This is a genomic window from Pseudoalteromonas sp. MSK9-3 (genome assembly GCF_003590335.1).
Taxonomy (GTDB): domain Bacteria; phylum Pseudomonadota; class Gammaproteobacteria; order Enterobacterales; family Alteromonadaceae; genus Pseudoalteromonas.
Window position 1 is genome coordinate 99,777 of record NZ_MIET01000046.1, and the last position, 19,730, is coordinate 119,506.

A 19,730-nucleotide genomic window follows, 5' to 3' on the forward strand; every position below is an offset into this window, starting at 1 on the left:
TTGCTGCTCTGATTTTTAATTTATGACTCGCTGAGTGGCATACAGGTATTTGATGTCTTGTTAGAGAATCAGGTTTCTTTAAGTCACTCAATCATCACCTCATGGCACGCCAAGCATAACCGCTTCACGTAACAGGAGAACGAGTTTAGATACTTCGCGAGAAGCACTATTAAATGTAGGAAAGGAAAGCTAAAAGCTTATTACAGCGCAGCGCGTACTTTTTCTAGTTCTGCTTTTAGCTCCATATTGACTTGGGTCCAACTGTTTTCGAGGGCATTGACAAGCGCAGGGTACCCATCGGCTTGTAATGGCTGAGAAGCCACAAAGTATTGTGTTTTTAATAATCTCTTTTGATCATTGTGATAGTAAAAAATATACCAATTCCCCGAAATTACCCCACCATGCTCTTCATGTCCTGCAAAGTCACTCACATGAATTTCGACTTCAAAATAGGGAGACTGCAAGGCACCAACTCGTGCGTCAATCACTTGCCAGTTATTGAGCGCTCGGGCCAAAATATGCTGTGCGGATTTGTACAACATATGTTTTGGGTGTTCTGACCAGTAATTAAAGTTCGCAATTGATACACTATGGTTAGTACGTATTTGGGCAATTGCCTGTTGGTCCGATAAGCCAATGATCTTTATTGGTTTAAGTAATACAGTATTATCGGGTGCTAAGCTATTACTCACTTTGGCGCTGGTACTAAACTGATAGTACTCGATGCCATTGTTTGAACTACCTGTGCATCCTACAACAAAAAGTACACTGAAGAACGCGGGGATCAAGCCTTTCATTATTTTTTCCTTGGCTCTGGATCTTCAGGGCTTTGCTTGTCAAAAATAAGCATACTCGGTTGCTCTGTTAAGCCTTTTGATATTGGTTTTAGTGTATTAGAGAGGCTTTCTAATTCTTCTAATGTGTCTGTCAATTGTTCAACCATGCCAGAGCCTTGCTGATAATTGGTTAAAGTTTTCTCAAACTGCTTTAAGCTAGAAGTTAATTGGCTTAGAGTTGAGTTAATACTACCAAGACTGCTTTTTGTATCACCAGCAATATCTTTTTGGTTAAATTCGCTGATCAGTTTATTCATTTCCATTGCAAGTAACCTATATTCCTGTAATGTTCCGTCAAATGTTGTCATTGTTTTTGACAGGGGTAAATCGTTTAATTTATTAAGTAAGTCTGTGACTTGTTCAGATAAAGCGGTAAATCCACTCGATACACTCGGCAATACGGGATAAACAGAAGATTGCACAAGTTGAGCTGCTGGCGCTTTAGTGTAAAAATCTAGTTCTATATATACCGCACCTGTAAGTATGTTACCACTTTTTAATGATGCTCGAAGCCCATTACTAATCCATTTTTCTATATTAGTCTGCCAATATGTTTTAGCTAACTCGCTTTGTTCATAAATTCGACCATATTCTATTTTTATTAAAACAGGAACTGACGTGGTGTTTTGCTGAAAATAAAGCGGCTGGCCATCGCGCTCAATTTGAGCAGGGGCTTGTTCAACTGTTCCAATACGCATTCCCCTATATTCAACGGGTGCACCGATCCTGAGCCCTCTTATAGATTGCTCAAACTCTACCAAAAAGAAGTCAGCATTATCAAACCGTTTTTCTAAAGCGGCAGAGAAGCTCTCGTGGAGTTTATATTGGTTAAGTGCCTGAGCTTGATCCGCTGCGTGACTGTTGGGGGGGTAATCAACGGAAATGCCGCCTTTTATCAGCTTTGATAAACTGCCAGTAGAAACGTCTATTCCTTCGGTCGATAGGCTAATATTTACCCCTGCACTGACCCAAAAAATTGCATTGGTGGTGATCAATTTATCATAAGGTGCAAATATGAAAATGCCATACTCCATCGTCAGCTCATCAATATTGAACTTAGCTGATTCAATTTGTCCAATTTTATAATTTCTGAAGTAGATACCAGACCCAACATCGAGTACTTCAGCCTGATTTGCAGTAAGACTAAAGCGCTTACCCATTACATCGGGGCTAATTAGGGCGGGTTCGTCTTGTAATGTAAATAAGGTAGAACGCGTTTCACTTTGACCTGGCTCTAATTCTAAATAAACACCCGATAATAATGTATTCATACCAGAGATCCCTGATTCATCAATTCGGGGTTTTACTATCCAGAGCTTAGCGTCTTCGGTTAATAAATCGTCATAATGTGTATCAATCTGAACTCGGGCGATAACGGCGTTTTGTTCAAGTTGTAACCTCAATGAATCGACAAGGCCTACTTTTACATTGCGCACTTTTATTTCGGTTTTTCCTGCGACAATGCCCTCGGCATTTTGCATTTTCACAAAAATCGTGTGGCCTTTGTTTATTTGGTGTTGGTAAAGCATCCAAGCAGTAATAATGAGCGCAATAACAGGCACTAGCCAGATCGCTGAAAATTTTGGTTTAGTGGCAATATTGGCGTGTTCATTCATATGCGTGGTATTTATCCCATAGGATTCGAGGGTCAAAACTGTGTACGGCGATCATTTGGCATAACACCATGGTAGTAAAGAAGACTATTCCAAGCATTGGTTCCACAGTCAAGACATTTCCTAACTGAACTAATGACACGAGTACAATGACAACAAATACGTCGATCATGGACCATTTGCCAATTATCTCTAGCAGTCTGTATAACTGACTGGCCTTTTTAGGAGAATGGCACTTGCTTGTTTGTGCGATTAAGTAAAAAAGTAATATGGCTTTAACTATCGGAATGCAGATACTGGCAAGAAAAATCAAGCTCGCAATCGGGTATGAACCGGACTCCCACATAATCACAATCCCAGAAAAAATCGTCGCTGGCGTATGGTGACCTAAATTTATCGTGTCCATGATAGGAAGGAGATTTGCTGGTATTAACAGTATCAGTGCTGTAAGCATCCAAATAGTTGCCCGTTCCATAGAGTGAGGTTTTCTAAAATAGGTTTTTGCTTCGCACCGTGGGCAAGTATCTTCGTGAGATAATTGATTACAAATATGACAACGACGGAGTTTGTTTAACATTGCGGTTTGACCGCATAAATGTTCAACAGGTTCAAATTGGCACTGTTGTCGCTCCCAAAGCTCACTTTCATCTATCAATGTCAGAAGCTCAATAAAGCAAATAACAAACAAGACGTAAGCCCAAAAGCCATATCCCAGAGTCAGATCAGCCAGTGACATTAATTTAAATGCGCTTACGAGCACAGCGACCAAAAATATATCCGCCAAATTAAGAGGGGTAATATAGCTAAAGCTCTTTGTCAGTTTTCGTGCAACACTTAATCTGAGTTTTGGCCAAAGTTTACTATGAGAAATTAACGTTAATAGGCATACATACACAGGCATTAATAAGATGGTGAACAAAAAAAGACCTGCGAGTACGGCATTGTATTTTTCACTGAGTAATATACAGGCTTGCCAAAGGCTAATTTGCTGGGTTAGTCCATGTTGACTAAAAGAAATGAAACTAGGATAGAGACTGGTAAATAAAAATAATAAAGAGGTGATTGCAAATGCCATATTCCATTGTGATAAATGTTGTCGGCATGTAATTAAATGCGCGCCACAATTTGGACAGGTTGCTTTTTGCTGAGTACCTAACTGACCAACTTGAACTAATCTATCACATTGTTTGCACGCTATTATCACGATAAAGCCAATCACACTCACACCATATCGCTAGTGTGATACATCGTGTGTATGAGTGCAATTTGTTTTGATGATTGTTTTTGTTATGCCAATCAGCCAAAGAGAATGGTTACTGCATATCAAAGATGGCGACTGTTTGCCTGCTAATTGCTAATAGAGTGCCATCTGGTGCATAGATTTTTGCATCTTCTAGACCATAGCCATTTGCTGCATGGTGTGTTTGTGCGTCTAAGCCAAACCATGCATCGTTATCGAGATTAACGTCTTGCACAAACTCAATATACCACGACATGCTGCTAGCAGGAGATGGCGCGTTGGCCATTTGTAATAAAGTTGGGGGCCAAGCATCCGCTAATGCAAGCAGGTGTAATTCGTTTAGGTTATCAGATGGGGCTTTTTTAAAGCGCATCCAGCCACCTAGGTTTGAGTTGTTCGAACCACTAAATGGCATGTCACCGGTTTGCAAATTTAGGTCAACATGTTGAAAGAATGCTGGCATGACATGCTCTTGATAGGGCAGCACGTGTGCACTGCTAGCAGGGCGCAAATTATGTTGATGAGTTACAGGCACATTGACCTTTGACGCACGTTCTTTTGCAAAGCAGGCTTGCGCAATCAGGCAAACCTTTGCGTCTTGTTTAATTGTGCACAACATTTGAGTTGCGTTTTTGCCACTACGGAGTATTTGCGTCTCTAAAGTAAACGGTTGTTCGGCGAACAGAGGCCCGACAAAATTGGTACTCATCGACAATAACCGACGATCATCTGCTAGCTGGTGTTTCATGTTTTGCAGCATAATTGCTGCTGAAAGCCCGCCAAAAGCCGTTCGGCCTTGACACCAATTTTGTGGGAATGTTAATTCACAAGAGCTCGCTTTTAATAGCGGATCAGTAATTATTTCATCGAAGGTCATTGTTGGATCCTATATAATTCGTTTTTTTGTAATGATGGGTAGCATATCTGGTCATACCTGTTTAATAAACCGCTATTATTGATGTTTTTTTGTCTAAAAAAGGCGTTTATAGAAAAAATTTCAAAAAAAGTGCATTTTTTTTTGTTTTTACGGTTGAATTAGATTTTACCGCCCCTATTTACAAGTCATCTAAACAGAACAACGAATTTTGAAGTCGGAGAAGATTCATGGGTAAAATTATTGGAATCGATTTAGGTACTACTAACTCTTGTGTAGCAGTACTTGATGGTGAAAAAGCACGCGTTATCGAAAACGCAGAGGGCGATCGTACAACCCCTTCTATTATTGCATTTACTGCAGAAGGTGAAACGCTTGTAGGTCAACCTGCTAAGCGCCAAGCGGTTACAAACCCACAAAATACATTATTTGCAATCAAACGTTTGATTGGTCGTCGCTTTGAAGATGAAGAAGTACAACGTGACATCGACATCATGCCATTTAAGATTGCGAAAGCAGACAACGGTGATGCATGGGTAGAAGTACGTGGCGAAAAACGTGCTGCACCACAGATTTCAGCTGAAGTACTTAAGAAAATGAAGAAAACAGCTGAAGATTTTCTTGGTGAAGAAGTAACAGAAGCAGTAATCACTGTACCTGCATACTTCAACGATTCACAGCGTCAAGCGACAAAAGATGCGGGCCGTATTGCTGGTCTAGAAGTTAAGCGTATTATCAACGAGCCAACAGCTGCTGCTCTTGCCTACGGTATGGACAAAAAGCAAGGCGATAACGTTATTGCTGTATACGACTTAGGTGGTGGTACATTCGATATTTCAATCATTGAGATTGATGAAGTAGACGGCGAGCACACGTTCGAAGTACTAGCGACGAATGGTGACACGCACCTTGGTGGTGAAGATTTCGATAACCGCGTAATTAACTACCTAGTAGATGAGTTTAAGAAAGATCAAGGTATCGACCTTAAAACTGATCCTCTAGCGATGCAACGAGTTAAAGAAGCGGCTGAGAAAGCGAAGATCGAATTGTCTTCAGCACAACATACAGAAGTTAACCTTCCTTATGTAACAGCTGATGCAACGGGTCCTAAGCACATGAATGTGAAGCTTACTCGTGCCAAGCTTGAGTCTTTAGTTGAAGACTTAGTAACTCAGTCTATCGAGCCACTTAAGCGTGCACTAGCTGATGCTGACCTAACAGTAAGTGATGTAAATGACATCATCCTTGTTGGTGGTCAAACACGTATGCCACTAGTACAAACTACAGTGACAGAGTTTTTCGGTAAAGAGCCGCGTAAAGATGTAAACCCTGATGAAGCAGTAGCAGTTGGTGCTGCGGTTCAAGGTGGTGTACTAGCGGGTGATGTTAAAGACGTACTATTGCTAGACGTTTCACCATTGTCTCTAGGTATCGAGACGATGGGTCAGGTTATGACTGCACTAATTGAGAAGAACACAACGATTCCTACTAAGAAATCGCAAACATTCTCAACGGCTGAAGACAATCAGTCAGCGGTAACTATCCACGTATTACAAGGTGAGCGTAAACGTTCAAGCGACAACAAGTCTCTTGGTCAGTTCAACCTTGAAGGTATTCGTCCTGCACAACGTGGTGCACCGCAAATCGAAGTTACTTTCGATGTAGATGCTGATGGTATCTTACATGTATCTGCTAAAGATAAAGATACAGGTAAAGAGCAAAAGATCACAATCCAAGCTTCTTCTGGTCTAAATGATGAAGAAATTGAAAAAATGGTACGTGATGCAGAAGCAAATGCTGAAGAAGATAAAAAGTTCGAAGAGCTAGTTGCTTCACGCAACCAAGCTGATGCGATGCTACACGGCACGCGTAAGCAAGTTGAAGAAGCCGGTGAGGAACTTCCAGCAGCAGATAAAGAAGCAATCGAAGCGGCTTTAACTGAACTTGAAACTGCAATCAAAGGTGATAGCAAAGAAGATATCGATGCTAAAGTACAAGCGCTTGCAGAAAAATCACAGAAGCTAATGGAAATTGCACAAGCTAAGGCACAAGCTCAACAAGCTGGTCCTGAAGCAGGTGAGCAACAGCCGGGTGCTGGCTCTTCTAAGCAAGACGACGATGTTGTTGATGCTGAGTTTGAAGAAGTTAAAGACAACAAGTAATTGTTGACTTGTAAGGGCGCGCTGGCGAATTTCGCTTGTCGCGCCCTTAGTGTATGTAAATTTTGGTAATGTGTGTTTAATTACAGATTACCAGCTTGGCAGATACGTTGATTGCCAACCAATTAGAGTAGTGTGATAACTATGTCAAAAAGTGATTATTACGACGTACTGGGTGTGAGTAAAGACGCCAGTGAACGTGACATAAAAAAAGCATATAAACGCTTAGCAATGAAATATCACCCAGACCGTACAGCAGGTGACACTGCACTCGAAGCTAAATTCAAAGAAGTAAAAGAAGCTTACGAAGTACTGACTGATAGCCAAAAGCGTCAAATGTATGACCAATACGGTCATGCTGCATTTGATCAAAATGGCGGTGGCGGCCATGGTGGTGGTCAAGGTGATTTCGGCGATATTTTCGGTGATGTATTTGGTGATATTTTTGGTGGTGGCGGTGGCCGTCGTCAGTCTCGCCAGCAGCGTGGTGCCGATTTACGTTACAACATGGACCTTTCTTTAGAAGAAGCGGTGCGTGGTAAAGAAGTTGAAATTAAAGTCCCAACATGGGTTGGTTGTAAACCATGTGACGGCAGTGGTGCAAAGCCGGGCTCTAAACCTAAAACATGTTCAACATGTCACGGTGCCGGCCAGGTGCAAATGCGTCAGGGCTTTTTTGCTGTGCAGCAAACTTGTCCAACGTGTAATGGAACTGGTCAAACAATTTCAGATCCATGTAATAAGTGTCATGGTCAAGGTCGCGTAGAAAAAACGAAAACCCTGTCTGTTAAAATTCCAGCGGGTGTCGATACCGGTGACCGTATACGCTTATCAGGTGAAGGTGAAGCTGGCATGCATGGTGCACCTGCGGGTGATTTGTATGTACAAGTTTCTGTAAGAGAGCACCCGATATTTGTACGTGACGGTAACAACCTTTACTGTGAGGTACCAATTAGCTTTACAACGGCAGCAGTGGGTGGCGAGATTGAAGTGCCAACATTAGACGGTCGAGCTAATTTGAAGATCCCTTCAGAGAGTCAAACTGGTAAGATGTTCCGTATGCGTGCGAAAGGTGTTAAGTCTGTACGCAGTGGTGCGGTTGGTGATTTGATCTGCAAAGTCGTTATTGAAACACCGGTTAACCTGAATGAACACCAACGCGAGCTTTTAAAACAGCTAGAAGATAGCATGGGTTCTGAGGGCAACAAAAACCGCCCGAAAGCACAAGGCTTTTTTGACGGTGTGAAAAAATTCTTTGATGACTTAACTAAATAAATTTGGTTAAGTCATGAATTAAAGCGGTGCCTAGTGCACCGTTTTTTACATGTTCAGTTTAATAATACAAGATAGTCTTGTTTGCTATCGCATTTGCAGCCAATCAATCGACGTTGCTCACCAAATATTAGTTTTCCAGATTTACACCCTAATACCTCACATTTACTGCTGCAAGCTAAACTTGTTGTCCATAAAGAATACTCGGTCACCATAAAATTAATCATAGAGAAAGCAATAATGATGAAGAATAAAACTCTAACGTTACGATTGAGCATGTTGTCCAACCTTTAAAAAAGTTGTATTTATAGACTTTAGTCTAATGTCTAAATTAATCTAGTCGTGCATATTAAGACGTATATTGCACTAAGGATATGTTATGACACCGGCCATAAAGTTATTGGAAAAACACCAGATACTCTTTGAGGTGTTGCAATTTAAGCATATTGAAACCTCGGTAAACTTTGCCAATGAAGCGGCTGAGCAACTCTGTTTAAAGCCTGAGACAGTATTTAAAACGATAGTAATTAATGTTGATGGTGTGTTGCATATAGCGATCCTCCCTTCGACCAATAAAGTCGACTTAAAAGCATATGCAAAGGCTTGTAAGGGTAAAAGAGCTGAACTTGCTGATGCGCAGCTAGCGCAAAGTAGTACTGGATATGTGATTGGTGGGATCAGCCCATTTGCGCAGAAGAAACGACTAAAAACACTTTTACACCACAGTGCAAAGCACCACTCGCATGTTTATGTTAGTGCGGGGCGCAGAGGCCTTGAAGTTAAAGTATCTCCCCGAGATATCGTACGAATGTGTGGTGCTAACTTTGCTACTTTTTAGTGCTAAGTGCTAAGTGCTAAGTGCTAAGTGCTAAGTACTAAAGTTGACGTCTATAACTGCTGGGCGTTACACCAACGCGTTGCTTAAAGTTTCTGCCAAAATGACTTTGATTAGCAAAACCGCACATGAGTGCGATATGCGCGAGCGAGTAGGTTGAAGTCTTTAATGCTTGCTTTGCATATTCAATTCTAATTGACATCAAATACTGCTGAGGAGTTTGGGCAAAGCTGAGTTTAAACATACGGCAAAAATGATACTCGCTGAGTTCAACTAAGTGCGCTAATTCAAATAATACGATTTGTCGATTAAAGTTTGCATGAATAAAATCTGTTACTTGCTTGGCTTTTTTGGGGGACAACCCCCCTGTGATAGCTCTTCGCGTATTTTTTAAATTTAAACTCTGTAATACACTGACAATAATGGTGTCAGTAAATTGTTCAATAGCCAGAGTGTTATGTTTATCATGCCAATCAGAGTCGTTAATTTGATGACGAAACAGCGCTTCTAATGGTTGGTTCTCAAAAAATATCCGCTCTGGCAAATTTACTTGCCGCGGGTCGATATCGAATACTTTTAGCGCAGTATGTTTGAGGTGGTTATCACTAAAGTAGAGATGAACAAACTCTTGATGAACGCCAATTTACCAGCAGCTTTCGCTATCCTGTGGCATCAGACAAAATCGTCCTGGAGCCCCATTAGTTGAATGGACATCAGTACGATGTGTTTCATACCCGCCATTGAGATACATACTTAGCGTGTGTTGTTGTTGGTTTTGATAGTACAGGCGTTCATACTGATTTTTATAATGTGACCATGACACTTCATTACTCAGCAACGTGTGTCGCACACACCGCTTTTTAGATTGTTCAAAACTCACATGAAGGTTTTTGTTTGGCATCACACTAATCGATAAGCTATCTAATTTTATGATTTAGCTTATCGTAAGTATTTTATACTCGCAATGAGTGACGATTTCAGGTGAAGATAATAACCGCAAGATCGTGTTAACGACGGCAACAACGTGAGATATCAGAGTTGGTTCACCATAGATACTGGGTAACACTATTTACTAGGAGTCTGTAATGTCACTCATTCTATATGTTTTATTGGTGTGTATCTGGGGATTGTCTTGGATTGCAATTAAATGGCAGCACGGCAATGTGGCTTTGGAAGTGTCGATACTGTATCGGTTTTGTATTGCTGCTGTGATCATGCTAGTTGCAGGCAAGTTATTAAAGTTATTACAATCTACGTCTTATCAAAATCATATTTGGTTTGCGCTACAAGGTGCAAGTCTATTTTGCTTTAACTTCATCGCATTTTATGAAGCTACTGCTTATATACCAAGTGGGTTAGTTGCTTTACTTATGGCAACCACGCCACTGTTTAATAGTATTCACAGTCGACTATTTTTTGGCGAATCGATCACGTTGAATTTCCTTTTCGGTATGTTTTTTGGGTTGGCTGGCATCGGTTTTTTATTTGCGAATGAGCTATCTGCTTTGCAATTGTCACTCGCTACATTTTACGGTGTGTTTTACTCATTGGTTGGTACATGGTGCTTTTCAATCGGAAACATGTTGAGTGTTAAAAATACAAACAAAGGGATCCTCCCTTTCACAGCAACCTGCTATGCAATGGCATATGGATGTGCATGCCTACTTATTGTCATATTTTTAAAAGAATTAAGTTTCAATTTTGAGTTCACCATGTTGTATATCAGTAGTTTATTGTATTTAGCTATCCCTGCTTCAGTACTCGGTTTTACTGCATTTTTAGTATTAGTTAATCGTATTGGTGCGAGTAATGCAGCCTATATTTTAGTTTGTACCCCGGTCATTGCTTTGGCTATGTCGAGCATATTTGAAGGATATGTTTGGAGCTTAAATGCGAGTATGGGACTGGTACTTATCTGTTTAGGCAATGTAGTTTCACGTCTGCGCACTGATATTGTTAGTTGGCGTCATCATTGGTTTAAATGGCGACAGGTAGATTTAAAAAAGCAGTAGATGATTTATCGGTTTATTTGCTTGGAATAAACTATTCAATGCCTATTTATCGCTGCGCACCGTCAATTTCCTAAATTAGGCTAAATTGCAAAAATTTGATACTTAAAACTTAATAACTTGATTTTATTGACATTAAGCTGAAATTTGTCGATTTCATAGCTGCAAAGCCGTTAAAAACTTAATTGAGTATTTGATCTAATCTCATTTTTATGCCGTAATGTAGTTATATGTAGCTGGTCGGATGAGTTGATTATGAGCTTAAGAACACAATTAAAAAAAGTATTACCAAGTATTTCAGTCACTGAACAAGAAGCCTTAGATGCAGGGGATGTTTGGTTAGAAGGGTCAATTTATCAGGGTAAACCCGATTTTGACGCACTTAGAGCTGTGCCCGAAGCAAAGCTTTCAAGTGAAGAGCAGGCCTTTTTAGACGGCCCAGTAAAAGAATTAATGGCAATGGTTGACGATTCTGTAATTCAGAATAGTAAACATTTGCCAGAACATATTTTGGACTTCTTAAAGAAAGAGCGCTTTTTTTCACTGATCATTCCAAAAGAATTTGGTGGGTTAGAATTTAGTCCTTATGCCAATTCAACGATTGTAGGGACAATTGCGACAAAGTCTTCAGCTGTTGCCGTAACGGTCATGGTGCCAAATTCGCTAGGCCCTGGTGAGTTATTGTTACATTACGGCACAAAAGAGCAGCAGGCGCATTATTTACCGAGACTCGCAAACGGCAGGGAGATCCCATGCTTTGCTTTAACAAGCCCAGAAGCGGGCTCTGATGCAGGGGGCATTCCTGACCGAGGTATTGTCACTAAAGGCATGTTTGAAGGCAAAGAAGTGGTCGGTATGGAAGTAACCTGGGACAAACGTTACATTACGCTTGCCCCTATTGCGACTGTACTGGGTCTGGCATTTAAAGTGGAAGATCCACAAGGGATACTCGGTGGCAAAGAACACTTAGGCATTACATGTGCGCTTATCCCTAAAACGCACCCAGGTGTAGAATTAGGCAATCGCCATGATCCAATGGGTATCCGCTTTTACAATGGTACAACCAGAGGTGATAAAGTTTTCATTCCTATGGAGTTTATCATTGGTGGTCAACAGAATATTGGCCGAGGCTGGCAAATGCTCGTAAGTTGCTTAGGGGCGGGACGCGGAATATCGCTACCGGCATTGGGTGTATCAACCAGTCAGGTTGCATTCAAATCAGCATCAGAATACGCAGCAGTGCGAGAACAGTTTGGCTTATCAATCGGCCAGTTTGAGGGTATTCAAGAAAAGCTTGCTGATATTGCGGGTAAAACCTACCTACAAGAGTCAATGCGCGTATTGACGACCGAAGGGCTTGGAATGGGTTTGAAACCGTCAGTAGTTACAGCAATTGCTAAGTATCATATGACGGAAGTTGGCCGTGATGTGCTCGATTCAGCAATGGATATTCAGGCAGGTAAAGCGATACAAAATGGTCCTCAGAATACGTTGGCGAGTGGTTATGTTGCACAACCGATTGCCATTACGGTAGAAGGCGCGAATATATTGACGCGTAATCTGATGATATTCGGTCAAGGTGTTATGCGTTGTCACCCGTATTTGCAGTCGATGGTTGAATCTATTCATAGTGACGATAAGTCAGCCGATAAAACGTTCAATAAAATTTTAACGAAGACGGTGGGCTACAGCGTTGCTAACAGCTTCCGTGCATTTGGTTTGGGTCTATTGCCGTTCACCGCAGGCAGTAAATCAGCGTTACCAGAAGTACAACAATATGAAAAAGCGGTACATCAACTGTCGGCTAGACTGGCTGTTTATGCAGACTTCTCATTGTTGGTATTGGGCGGAAAGCTAAAACAGGCAGAAATGTTATCGGCGAGACTGGGCGATGTGATGAGCCACTTATATGGCGCAATGGCATCAATCAAGTACTATGAGCAAAAAGTAGCGATTAGCGATAGACAATCAGCGGCCCCTTATTTTCATTACGCAACGCGTTGGTCACTACAAAAAGCAGAAGAGGCGCTTCACAAGTTTTTAGATAACTTCCCTGCATCTGGTACGCGGAAATTAATGCGTACAATTACGCTGCAATTCCGTCATAAGATGCCAGCTATTTCAGATGATATGGTCCGAGAATTAGCGAAGGTTGCACAGCAAGATACCGCCTTTAAAGCACAGCTAACGCATTTAGTAAAACCAAGTCCGGGTGACGGACACGATATAAACGAGCAAGCATTTAAAGCAAAACTCGCTTGCTTAGATTTATTGGCAAAGGTTAAAAAAGCATTGCGTAAAAAAGAGATTAAAGCTGGTGTGCGTTTTTCTCAAACGCTAGACAATGCACTTGCAGCCAACCTAATAAATGCGACAGAGTATGCACAGCTAATTGATTACAATAAAAAGCGCGAAAAAGCGATTCGGGTAGATGAATTCGATTTTGATATGAATTTACTAGATGATAATGCGCAGCCCGTTGATAAAGTCGCCAAAGTGCAGCAAGCAAGCTAGTCAACAATGCCTAAGTGCCGATATACATGGCACTTAATGATTAAAAACCTCGATAGTTGATATCGAGGTTTTTTTTATTAAAAAATGATTGAATCATGGTTTAAATGGTCAGAGTTGAACTTTTAATGTCTTAATATTTGGCACTGACAGTCGTTATTATCGTGACTAGAAAACATAGGTTGGGGCAAGTAAATAGGGGGAGGAAGGCCGTGATTAGTTTTAAATTGCATGCTAGGGTGGCGAAAATAATAGGAACAATTTGACTATGTTATTAGAAAGCCTCAATACACAATTTGATAGCGTCACATTTAATGACGAGCCACGCGCACTTTGGAGCGGGTGTGGTGAAGTCATAAAAGCAGACCTTGATAACCAGCGCGCCGTTATTAAGTATTCATCGGTGCCCGATATTCTCGAACATCCTAATATTAACCAAAGTGTGTTTGCTAAAGCGCGAAAAGCCAAGTCTTATCGTGTAGAAAGGCATTTCTACCAGCTATATGCACCACGTTTACCCTGTTTCACGGCAACACCGGAATTGTTATGGGCTGAAGCGTGCGGCTCAGAGAATATACTGGTGTTCAAAGATTTTACAACTCAAGGGTTTCATGCTGTTGAGGGTGTAGACCTTGAAGCGATAGGCCATATAGTTGCTTGGCTGGCAAGATTTCACGCGACATTTTTATGGTGTGATATTGAACTAGAACTCGAACCAGAACACACAAAACTTTGGGAGCAAGGGGGTTATTGGCATTTAGCAACTCGCCCTGACGAATATGAAAAAATGCCCCAAGGAGATATTAAAGGTTATGCGGTTGAACTCGATAACAGGTTGGTGAGTCAAAAATACCGGACTTTGATCCATGGCGATGCGAAACAGGCTAATTTTGCTATTAAGCAGAAGACCGTGATGGGTTATGATTTTCAGTATGTTGGCAAGGGGATTGGGCTTCAAGACATTATGCTGTTATTTACCAGTGTATTTAACTCGGAGCAACAGCATGTATATGAGGAACCGTTGTTAGCACTATATTTTAGTGAATTACATTCAGCCCTTAAAATCAGGTATGGCAGTGATGTAATTAGAGAGATTGAACTCCATTGGCGAAGCGCATGGCCCATTATTTGGTCGGACTTCTATCGGTTTTTACTTGGCTGGAAACCGAACCATTTTAAGATAAATAAGTATATGAAGCGCCAGGTAACCGCGGTTATGTCTGAATTAATATGACAGCGATTAGATATGAATTATGAACATAAAGGCACCGGATATAATTTGGTGCCTTTGATGTTTAAAAACTATGCTTAGTTACAGTTTGCACCGCGAGTCCACACGTTTGAGAATACGTCTGGTTGAGCACCTTTTGACCACCAAGATGCTTGGTACTCTCTGTTGTTGTAAGATACTTTGTCGCCTACACGGTAATATGTTGTTTCATTCCATGCTTCTAATCCTTGACAACCTCCACCAGTTGACCCGTCAGTCACAGTAACTGTTGCTGTTTTAGATGATGTTTTCTGGTTAGCACCAGTTGCTGTTAGAGTAACTTGATAGCTACCAGCTGCTGCATAAGTGTGACTTGGAGATGCCGCAGAGCTACTTGAACCATCACCAAAACTCCAGCTATAGCTTTGTGCGTTACGTGATGTGTTGCTGAAGCGCACATTTAGGCCTGATGCACTGCTTGTGAAGTTTGCAACTGGCGTTAAGACTGGGTCATCAGCACAGCCATTTTGTGCAATATAGTCATATGCAGCTTTTGCTTGAACAATACCGTAACCATATGATGTATCTTTCCCAGCAGCGCCTTTATCTTTAGCTGTGATATTAAGAACGTTACGGATCTGCTTGTTACTACACTGTGGATAGTGGCTCCAGACTAATGCAGCTACACCTGAAACGTGAGGTGTTGCCATTGATGTACCACTGATACTTTTATATCCGTTATTGTTCCAAGTAGAGTTTACGCCCACACCTGGTCCTGCAATTTCGACTTGACTATTGTATTGAGAGAAAGATGCCTTTCTTTCGCCACTATCGACAGCCGCAACAGATACAACATCATCGTATGAAGCTGGGTAACTTAAACTGCTATTACCACCATTACCCGCTGCTGCAATATGTAAAACACCGCGATTGTAGCTTGCTTGGAAAGCATTTCTTTCAGCGGTTGAGCTGCCACTGCCACCTAAACTCATGCTAGTAACATTTGCGCCCGCAGCTTCACATTGCTCAATGGCTTTAATTAAGTCAGAACCATATGCCCAACGGCCTTGGTCGTTGAATACTTTAACAATATGAAGTCCAAGTTGACCTGATGGGTTTACACCAACAACACCTTGACCATTGCCACCAACCGCAGCGATTGTACCTGCTACATGTGTTCCATGACCGTTACCGTCGTTATACCAGTTACCTGTGTTGTTACTGCCGTAGCCGTCATTACCAGTAATACCAGTGCTTGGTAAATCAGGGTGGTTAAGTGTGTAACCTGTATCCATGATACATACCTTACGGTTGCCACTCATATTATCAGCAAGTTGGTTAGCTTGAACCATACCAATACCATATGGCGTAGATTCCGCCATTAGATAACGCTTTGGATCTATTTCAACATGAGCAACATCATCGCTTTCAGCAAGTAATGTCATTTGCTCTGGGGTTACTTCTGCCACAAAACCATTCACGCTTGGTAACGTTGAAATAGGCGCCGAATTCATTGACGTAGCAAAACTCGTTAAAGTTTGTTGTTTGAAAGACGTCATTTCAGCATCAGACATTTTCACCGGTAGTGAAGCATTCACTGATTGTGACTTTAGAGTGACGATAACACGTTGTGTATCTTGTGCGTGTGTTGCTAAAGATGCACAAATACATGCTGATAGCGCTGTCATTTTTAAGCTTGTTGAAACCATATTTTTCATTGTTATTACCTTAGTTACATGTTGTTAACGGCTGTAAATAAAACAGGTAATTTGAGTGGTGTCAATTTTGTGTGTTTTATACAACAATGTTTTTATGGAAATAAAAGCCAAAAAATAGACGATTTTTGGCTTTTAAATGAACTTGATGATGGTTTTTACGGCTATTTAATTTAATTAATTAAAGTTATGTGAATTTTATACGTTATTTAAAAAAGCTATTTAAAGCGTCAAGATTGTATTCCAGTGGCGCTTTATTCATGGCGGTGAAACGGCTGAAATCTATATCATCAATATTTTTGTTGTGTATCGCATTGTAGATTGGTGCATATTTTTCGCTATACACAGTGAATATAGGGTATATATTATCACCTACTGACATTGACTCCGGTTGGTTATGTTCAAAGACTTTTATCATCGCAAGACCGCCCAGTGTGACATGGCCGCCAATGGAGGTATCTAAGTGTGTACTTTGTTTTTGGTCCCAATTAACGCCGCCAACTTTAATTTTTTCTCGCAACCCGAGTTCTGTAAGCGCTGCTGCAGCTCCAAAAGCCATCGCATCGTTGGCACTCCATATGAGCTTTGTGTCTGGAAAACGTTTTAGTAAGCCGGGAGTAAGTTGAAATGCTTCATCATAGGACCAGTTTGCAGCCACTCTTTGCTTTAAGTTAAGATGTGGTTCGCGATTTGAATAATTAAGCAAGCCTTGTTCACGTTGTTGAGCCGCAAGGGTTGCAGTCTCGCCTAACAAAGCAATCATTTCATTTTTATAACGCCGATGTGGCTTATCAATGAGCGACACCAACTTCTTCGCAAGTAATTTCCCTGCTTGAAAGTTATCAGGCAATAAACTACCCAAAATACCATATCCTTTTTTCACCAGCCTTTTGGTTTGTGCTTGGGTCGGTTGGTTAAGTAAAAAAATGATCGCAGGGTGAATATGAGTGGAGTTTATAAGGGTATGTGCTATCACAGACTTTTCGTCGACTAAGATTAAATAGCTGTCCGTATCTTGTAGCGCTTCACGAACCAGTTGCTTCATAATAATATGATTCCTATCAGCGTATTGCACTGTTAGGTTTATATTTAGATCATCAGCTGCGGCTTGCATAAATAAGGTAACATTGAGCCAAAAGTCGCCTGTAGGATTACTGTGGGCGTAACCAGGATTGATAAATGTTACTTTCGTTTGCGAATGAGATTGAGGCGCAATAAAAACCAGCAATGCGAAGAGTATGATAATTGGCAATTTCATAGGGAATTCATAAAATTAAACTTATCTTAAGTATGACACATATTTGCATTTTTGAGGCTAATTCATAAACCTCCTTTACAGGGCAAATAAATGTTTAATCGCGCTATTTTCGGTATACTACGGCAACATATATAAGGGCGTTATAAGTAGGGCAATGCGTAATACACTATTTTTATTATTTTTTCTGTCGATAACTGTTTTTGCACAAGAGACGAGCGAGCTATCGGTCACGATGAAAAATATAGGGCTGAGTTATAAACAGGCAGTGCAAGCGACTAATAAGCAGGAACTACTATCTTCATTAGAATCACTGTCGCGTTATTCACTTGAAGCGACAAAAGAAACTTTTAAACCTGAATTGAAAACTCAGTCGTTAGAAGGTTTGCAAAAAGTATTAGATACGATTGAACGAGCTAGGCAGTTGGCCAAAAACGGCGATATGAAAAGAGCACAAAGTGAGTTAAAGAAAATAGATTCATTGAGAAAAGAGTATCATAAACTCCATGAACCCCCGAGCATTTGGCAACTTATATTTGGCTAATTAGTAAACTTGTAAGGTGGTGCTTTGTGTTGTAAACATCACCTTCCCTTATTTTTTCCTGTCCGCATTCAGTTTCACTAAAGAGACGAGGCTTTTAAAATATATCGTGCTGTTCTTGATTTTTTAATAGGAACGATCCAATAATGGTGTTTGCATTTATTTGGAGAGTCCATGACATACCTAAAAAAAACCTTATTCACGACACTGGTGATACTGGCATCGCCTGCCATATTAGCGAATGATCTCGTGTTGTATGATATGACCAAAAAAGACCCGTTCACGGTTAACACGCAGTATCCAACTTATATAGAAAATGAAGGCGTTGATAAACTATTCGATATATCCTTGCAAAGTAAATACATATCAAAGTACAGCCAAAGTTGGGTATCTATCCAGTTTGAGCGCCCAAAGCGAGTTTATGAGTATGTATTAACGTCGGCACTTGATGCGCCAAAGCGAGACCCAAAAAATTGGGTTTTATTTGGGTCAAATGAGGGAGAGTCGTGGTATGAACTTGATAAACGAAATAACATTACGTTTTCAAAACGCGGTCAGTCTCTTAGATTTCAAGTCAGTGATAGTCAGTCATTCAGCCGATTTAAGCTAGATATGAAACAAGAGGGGACAACGGTGTGGGGGGATAGCTATTTGCAACTTGCTAACTTTGCCCTTATCTCTGATACCCATTTGCCGATAGCGGATTTTAGTGTCAGCCAATCGGTGACTACAATTAATCAACCTATTGATATTTACGCTAATGTAGCTAATGATCCGAGTAAACTAATATGGAGTATCCCCGGTGCTACCCTGTTTGAAGCGGGCAATAAAGCGAAGGCATATTTTTCAAAGCCTGGTAGTTATTCAGTGTCACTGCAGGCAATAAATACGTTTGGTGAAGACTGGGTTATCCGTAACAATGTGATAAAAGTATTCGACAAGTCAAAGCCTTGGGTAGGGCACACAACACCAAAAGTAAAAGTGGTTATTGAAGATTCAGAGTCGGCTGGCGCAAAGAGGTTGCTCCGATTATTTCCAAACATAGCGCAGACAATTGATAGAGTGACTAGAGATCTAGCACCCCTGCTATATAAAAATTTTGCTGAATTACCTGATTTTGAACAAGTAACATTTACCTTAAAATGGATGGATACCATCGCTTATCGAGCTGGTGATGATACTAATATGGAAATTGCCTTTAGCTCAAAATATATTACAGAGAAATTAGCAGGCAAACCTGATGAAGATGTGAGATATGAGCTATTGGGTGTTTTATGGCATGAGTTGACTCATGGATATCAGCACTTTCCAAAATCCGTAGGTTATGATGATGCTGGTGCGCACGCTTTTATTGAGGGTATGGCTGATTTAATTAGAATACAAGCCGGGTTTCACAAAACAAGGTCACCTAAGCCATCGCAAAGCTATCTAGGGGGTTACACAAATACTGGATTCTTTCTATATTGGTTGAGCAAAGAACATAATAATTTTGCATATCGATTTAATAAAACAGCCATTGAGCTTGAAAAGTGGCGCTTTGATAAAGCAATAAAGCACGTAACAGGTAAAGATGTAGACTTGTTGTGGTCTGAATATCAACAGTCTTTGAATAGTATGTAATTTATTGTTGAAGAAAATACATTGACAGGATACCGTCTAC

15 protein-coding genes are annotated in these 19,730 nt (G+C 40.8%); 8 read left to right on the top strand and 7 right to left on the bottom strand.

The genetic code is table 11. From position 1 onward, the window contains the following. Window positions 1–200: 200 nt before the first annotated feature. The 4 genes from BGP78_RS19190 to BGP78_RS19205 form a co-directional block, all read right to left on the bottom strand. Window positions 201–797: a membrane integrity-associated transporter subunit PqiC gene (locus BGP78_RS19190; protein ID WP_119862899.1), complete on the bottom strand. Its 597-nt coding sequence runs from the start codon at window positions 795–797 to the stop codon at window positions 201–203. Then, entirely contained in the window at window positions 797–2,452 is a 1,656-nt protein-coding gene (gene pqiB, locus BGP78_RS19195) for an intermembrane transport protein PqiB (RefSeq protein ID WP_119862900.1), read from the bottom strand. The genes BGP78_RS19190 and pqiB overlap by 1 nt, the downstream gene beginning before the upstream one ends. After that, window positions 2,445–3,668 (bottom strand): paraquat-inducible protein A, encoded by a 1,224-nt coding sequence (locus BGP78_RS19200; RefSeq protein WP_259386381.1) that lies wholly within the window; start codon window positions 3,666–3,668, stop codon window positions 2,445–2,447. The genes pqiB and BGP78_RS19200 overlap by 8 nt, the downstream gene beginning before the upstream one ends. Window positions 3,669–3,762: 94 nt before the next feature. Further along, on the bottom strand, window positions 3,763–4,566 hold the full coding sequence (locus BGP78_RS19205; protein WP_119862901.1) for an acyl-CoA thioesterase II: 804 nt from the start codon (window positions 4,564–4,566) through the stop codon (window positions 3,763–3,765). Between the two features lie 227 nt (window positions 4,567–4,793). On the opposite strand from BGP78_RS19205, the gene dnaK reads away from it, so the two are divergent. The 3 genes from dnaK to ybaK all read left to right on the top strand — a co-directional run bounded on the left by dnaK (window position 4,794) and on the right by ybaK (window position 8,832). Then, window positions 4,794–6,725 carry a molecular chaperone DnaK gene (gene dnaK / locus BGP78_RS19210; protein ID WP_119862902.1) on the top strand — a complete coding sequence of 644 codons (1,932 nt, stop codon included), beginning with the start codon at window positions 4,794–4,796 and terminating at the stop codon, window positions 6,723–6,725. A gap of 141 nt (window positions 6,726–6,866) precedes the next feature. Further along, window positions 6,867–7,997, top strand: a complete 1,131-nt coding sequence (gene dnaJ / locus BGP78_RS19215; protein WP_119862903.1) for a molecular chaperone DnaJ — start codon at window positions 6,867–6,869, stop codon at window positions 7,995–7,997. 376 nt (window positions 7,998–8,373) lie between these two features. Beyond that, window positions 8,374–8,832, top strand: coding sequence for a Cys-tRNA(Pro) deacylase (gene ybaK, locus BGP78_RS19225; protein WP_119862905.1), 459 nt, complete (start codon window positions 8,374–8,376; stop codon window positions 8,830–8,832). A gap of 37 nt (window positions 8,833–8,869) precedes the next feature. Here ybaK and BGP78_RS23035 read toward each other — a convergent pair whose 3' ends face one another. Next, a complete protein-coding gene (locus BGP78_RS23035) occupies window positions 8,870–9,373 on the bottom strand; it encodes an AraC family transcriptional regulator (protein WP_310732139.1) in 504 nt (167 codons plus the stop codon). Between the two features lie 541 nt (window positions 9,374–9,914). Here BGP78_RS23035 and BGP78_RS19235 point away from each other — a divergent pair. The 3 genes from BGP78_RS19235 to BGP78_RS19245 all read left to right on the top strand — a co-directional run bounded on the left by BGP78_RS19235 (window position 9,915) and on the right by BGP78_RS19245 (window position 14,583). Continuing rightward, a complete protein-coding gene (locus tag BGP78_RS19235; protein WP_119862906.1) occupies window positions 9,915–10,841 on the top strand; it encodes a DMT family transporter in 927 nt (308 codons plus the stop codon). A 252-nt stretch (window positions 10,842–11,093) separates the two neighbouring features. Beyond that, window positions 11,094–13,352 carry an acyl-CoA dehydrogenase gene (locus BGP78_RS19240; protein WP_119862907.1) on the top strand — a complete coding sequence of 753 codons (2,259 nt, stop codon included), beginning with the start codon at window positions 11,094–11,096 and terminating at the stop codon, window positions 13,350–13,352. A 265-nt stretch (window positions 13,353–13,617) separates the two neighbouring features. Beyond that, on the top strand, window positions 13,618–14,583 hold the full coding sequence (locus BGP78_RS19245) for a phosphotransferase (RefSeq protein WP_119862908.1): 966 nt from the start codon (window positions 13,618–13,620) through the stop codon (window positions 14,581–14,583). A gap of 74 nt (window positions 14,584–14,657) precedes the next feature. Here the strand turns inward: BGP78_RS19245 and BGP78_RS19250 are convergent, their stop codons facing one another. Both BGP78_RS19250 and BGP78_RS19255 read right to left on the bottom strand, forming a co-directional pair. Beyond that, complete coding sequence (locus BGP78_RS19250; protein ID WP_119862909.1) at window positions 14,658–16,277, bottom strand: S8 family serine peptidase; 1,620 nt, start codon at window positions 16,275–16,277, stop codon at window positions 14,658–14,660. A 202-nt stretch (window positions 16,278–16,479) separates the two neighbouring features. Continuing rightward, on the bottom strand, window positions 16,480–17,532 hold the full coding sequence (locus BGP78_RS19255; RefSeq protein ID WP_119862910.1) for an ABC transporter substrate-binding protein: 1,053 nt from the start codon (window positions 17,530–17,532) through the stop codon (window positions 16,480–16,482). A 154-nt stretch (window positions 17,533–17,686) separates the two neighbouring features. Between BGP78_RS19255 and BGP78_RS19260 the strand changes: the two genes are divergently transcribed. Both BGP78_RS19260 and BGP78_RS19265 read left to right on the top strand, forming a co-directional pair. Then, window positions 17,687–18,073 carry a cytochrome b562 gene (locus BGP78_RS19260; protein ID WP_119862911.1) on the top strand — a complete coding sequence of 129 codons (387 nt, stop codon included), beginning with the start codon at window positions 17,687–17,689 and terminating at the stop codon, window positions 18,071–18,073. 171 nt (window positions 18,074–18,244) lie between these two features. Continuing rightward, the gene (locus tag BGP78_RS19265) at window positions 18,245–19,690 is read left to right on the top strand and encodes a basic secretory protein-like protein (protein WP_119862912.1); all 1,446 of its coding nucleotides are present in this window, start codon (window positions 18,245–18,247) and stop codon (window positions 19,688–19,690) included. Window positions 19,691–19,730 lie beyond the last annotated feature (40 nt).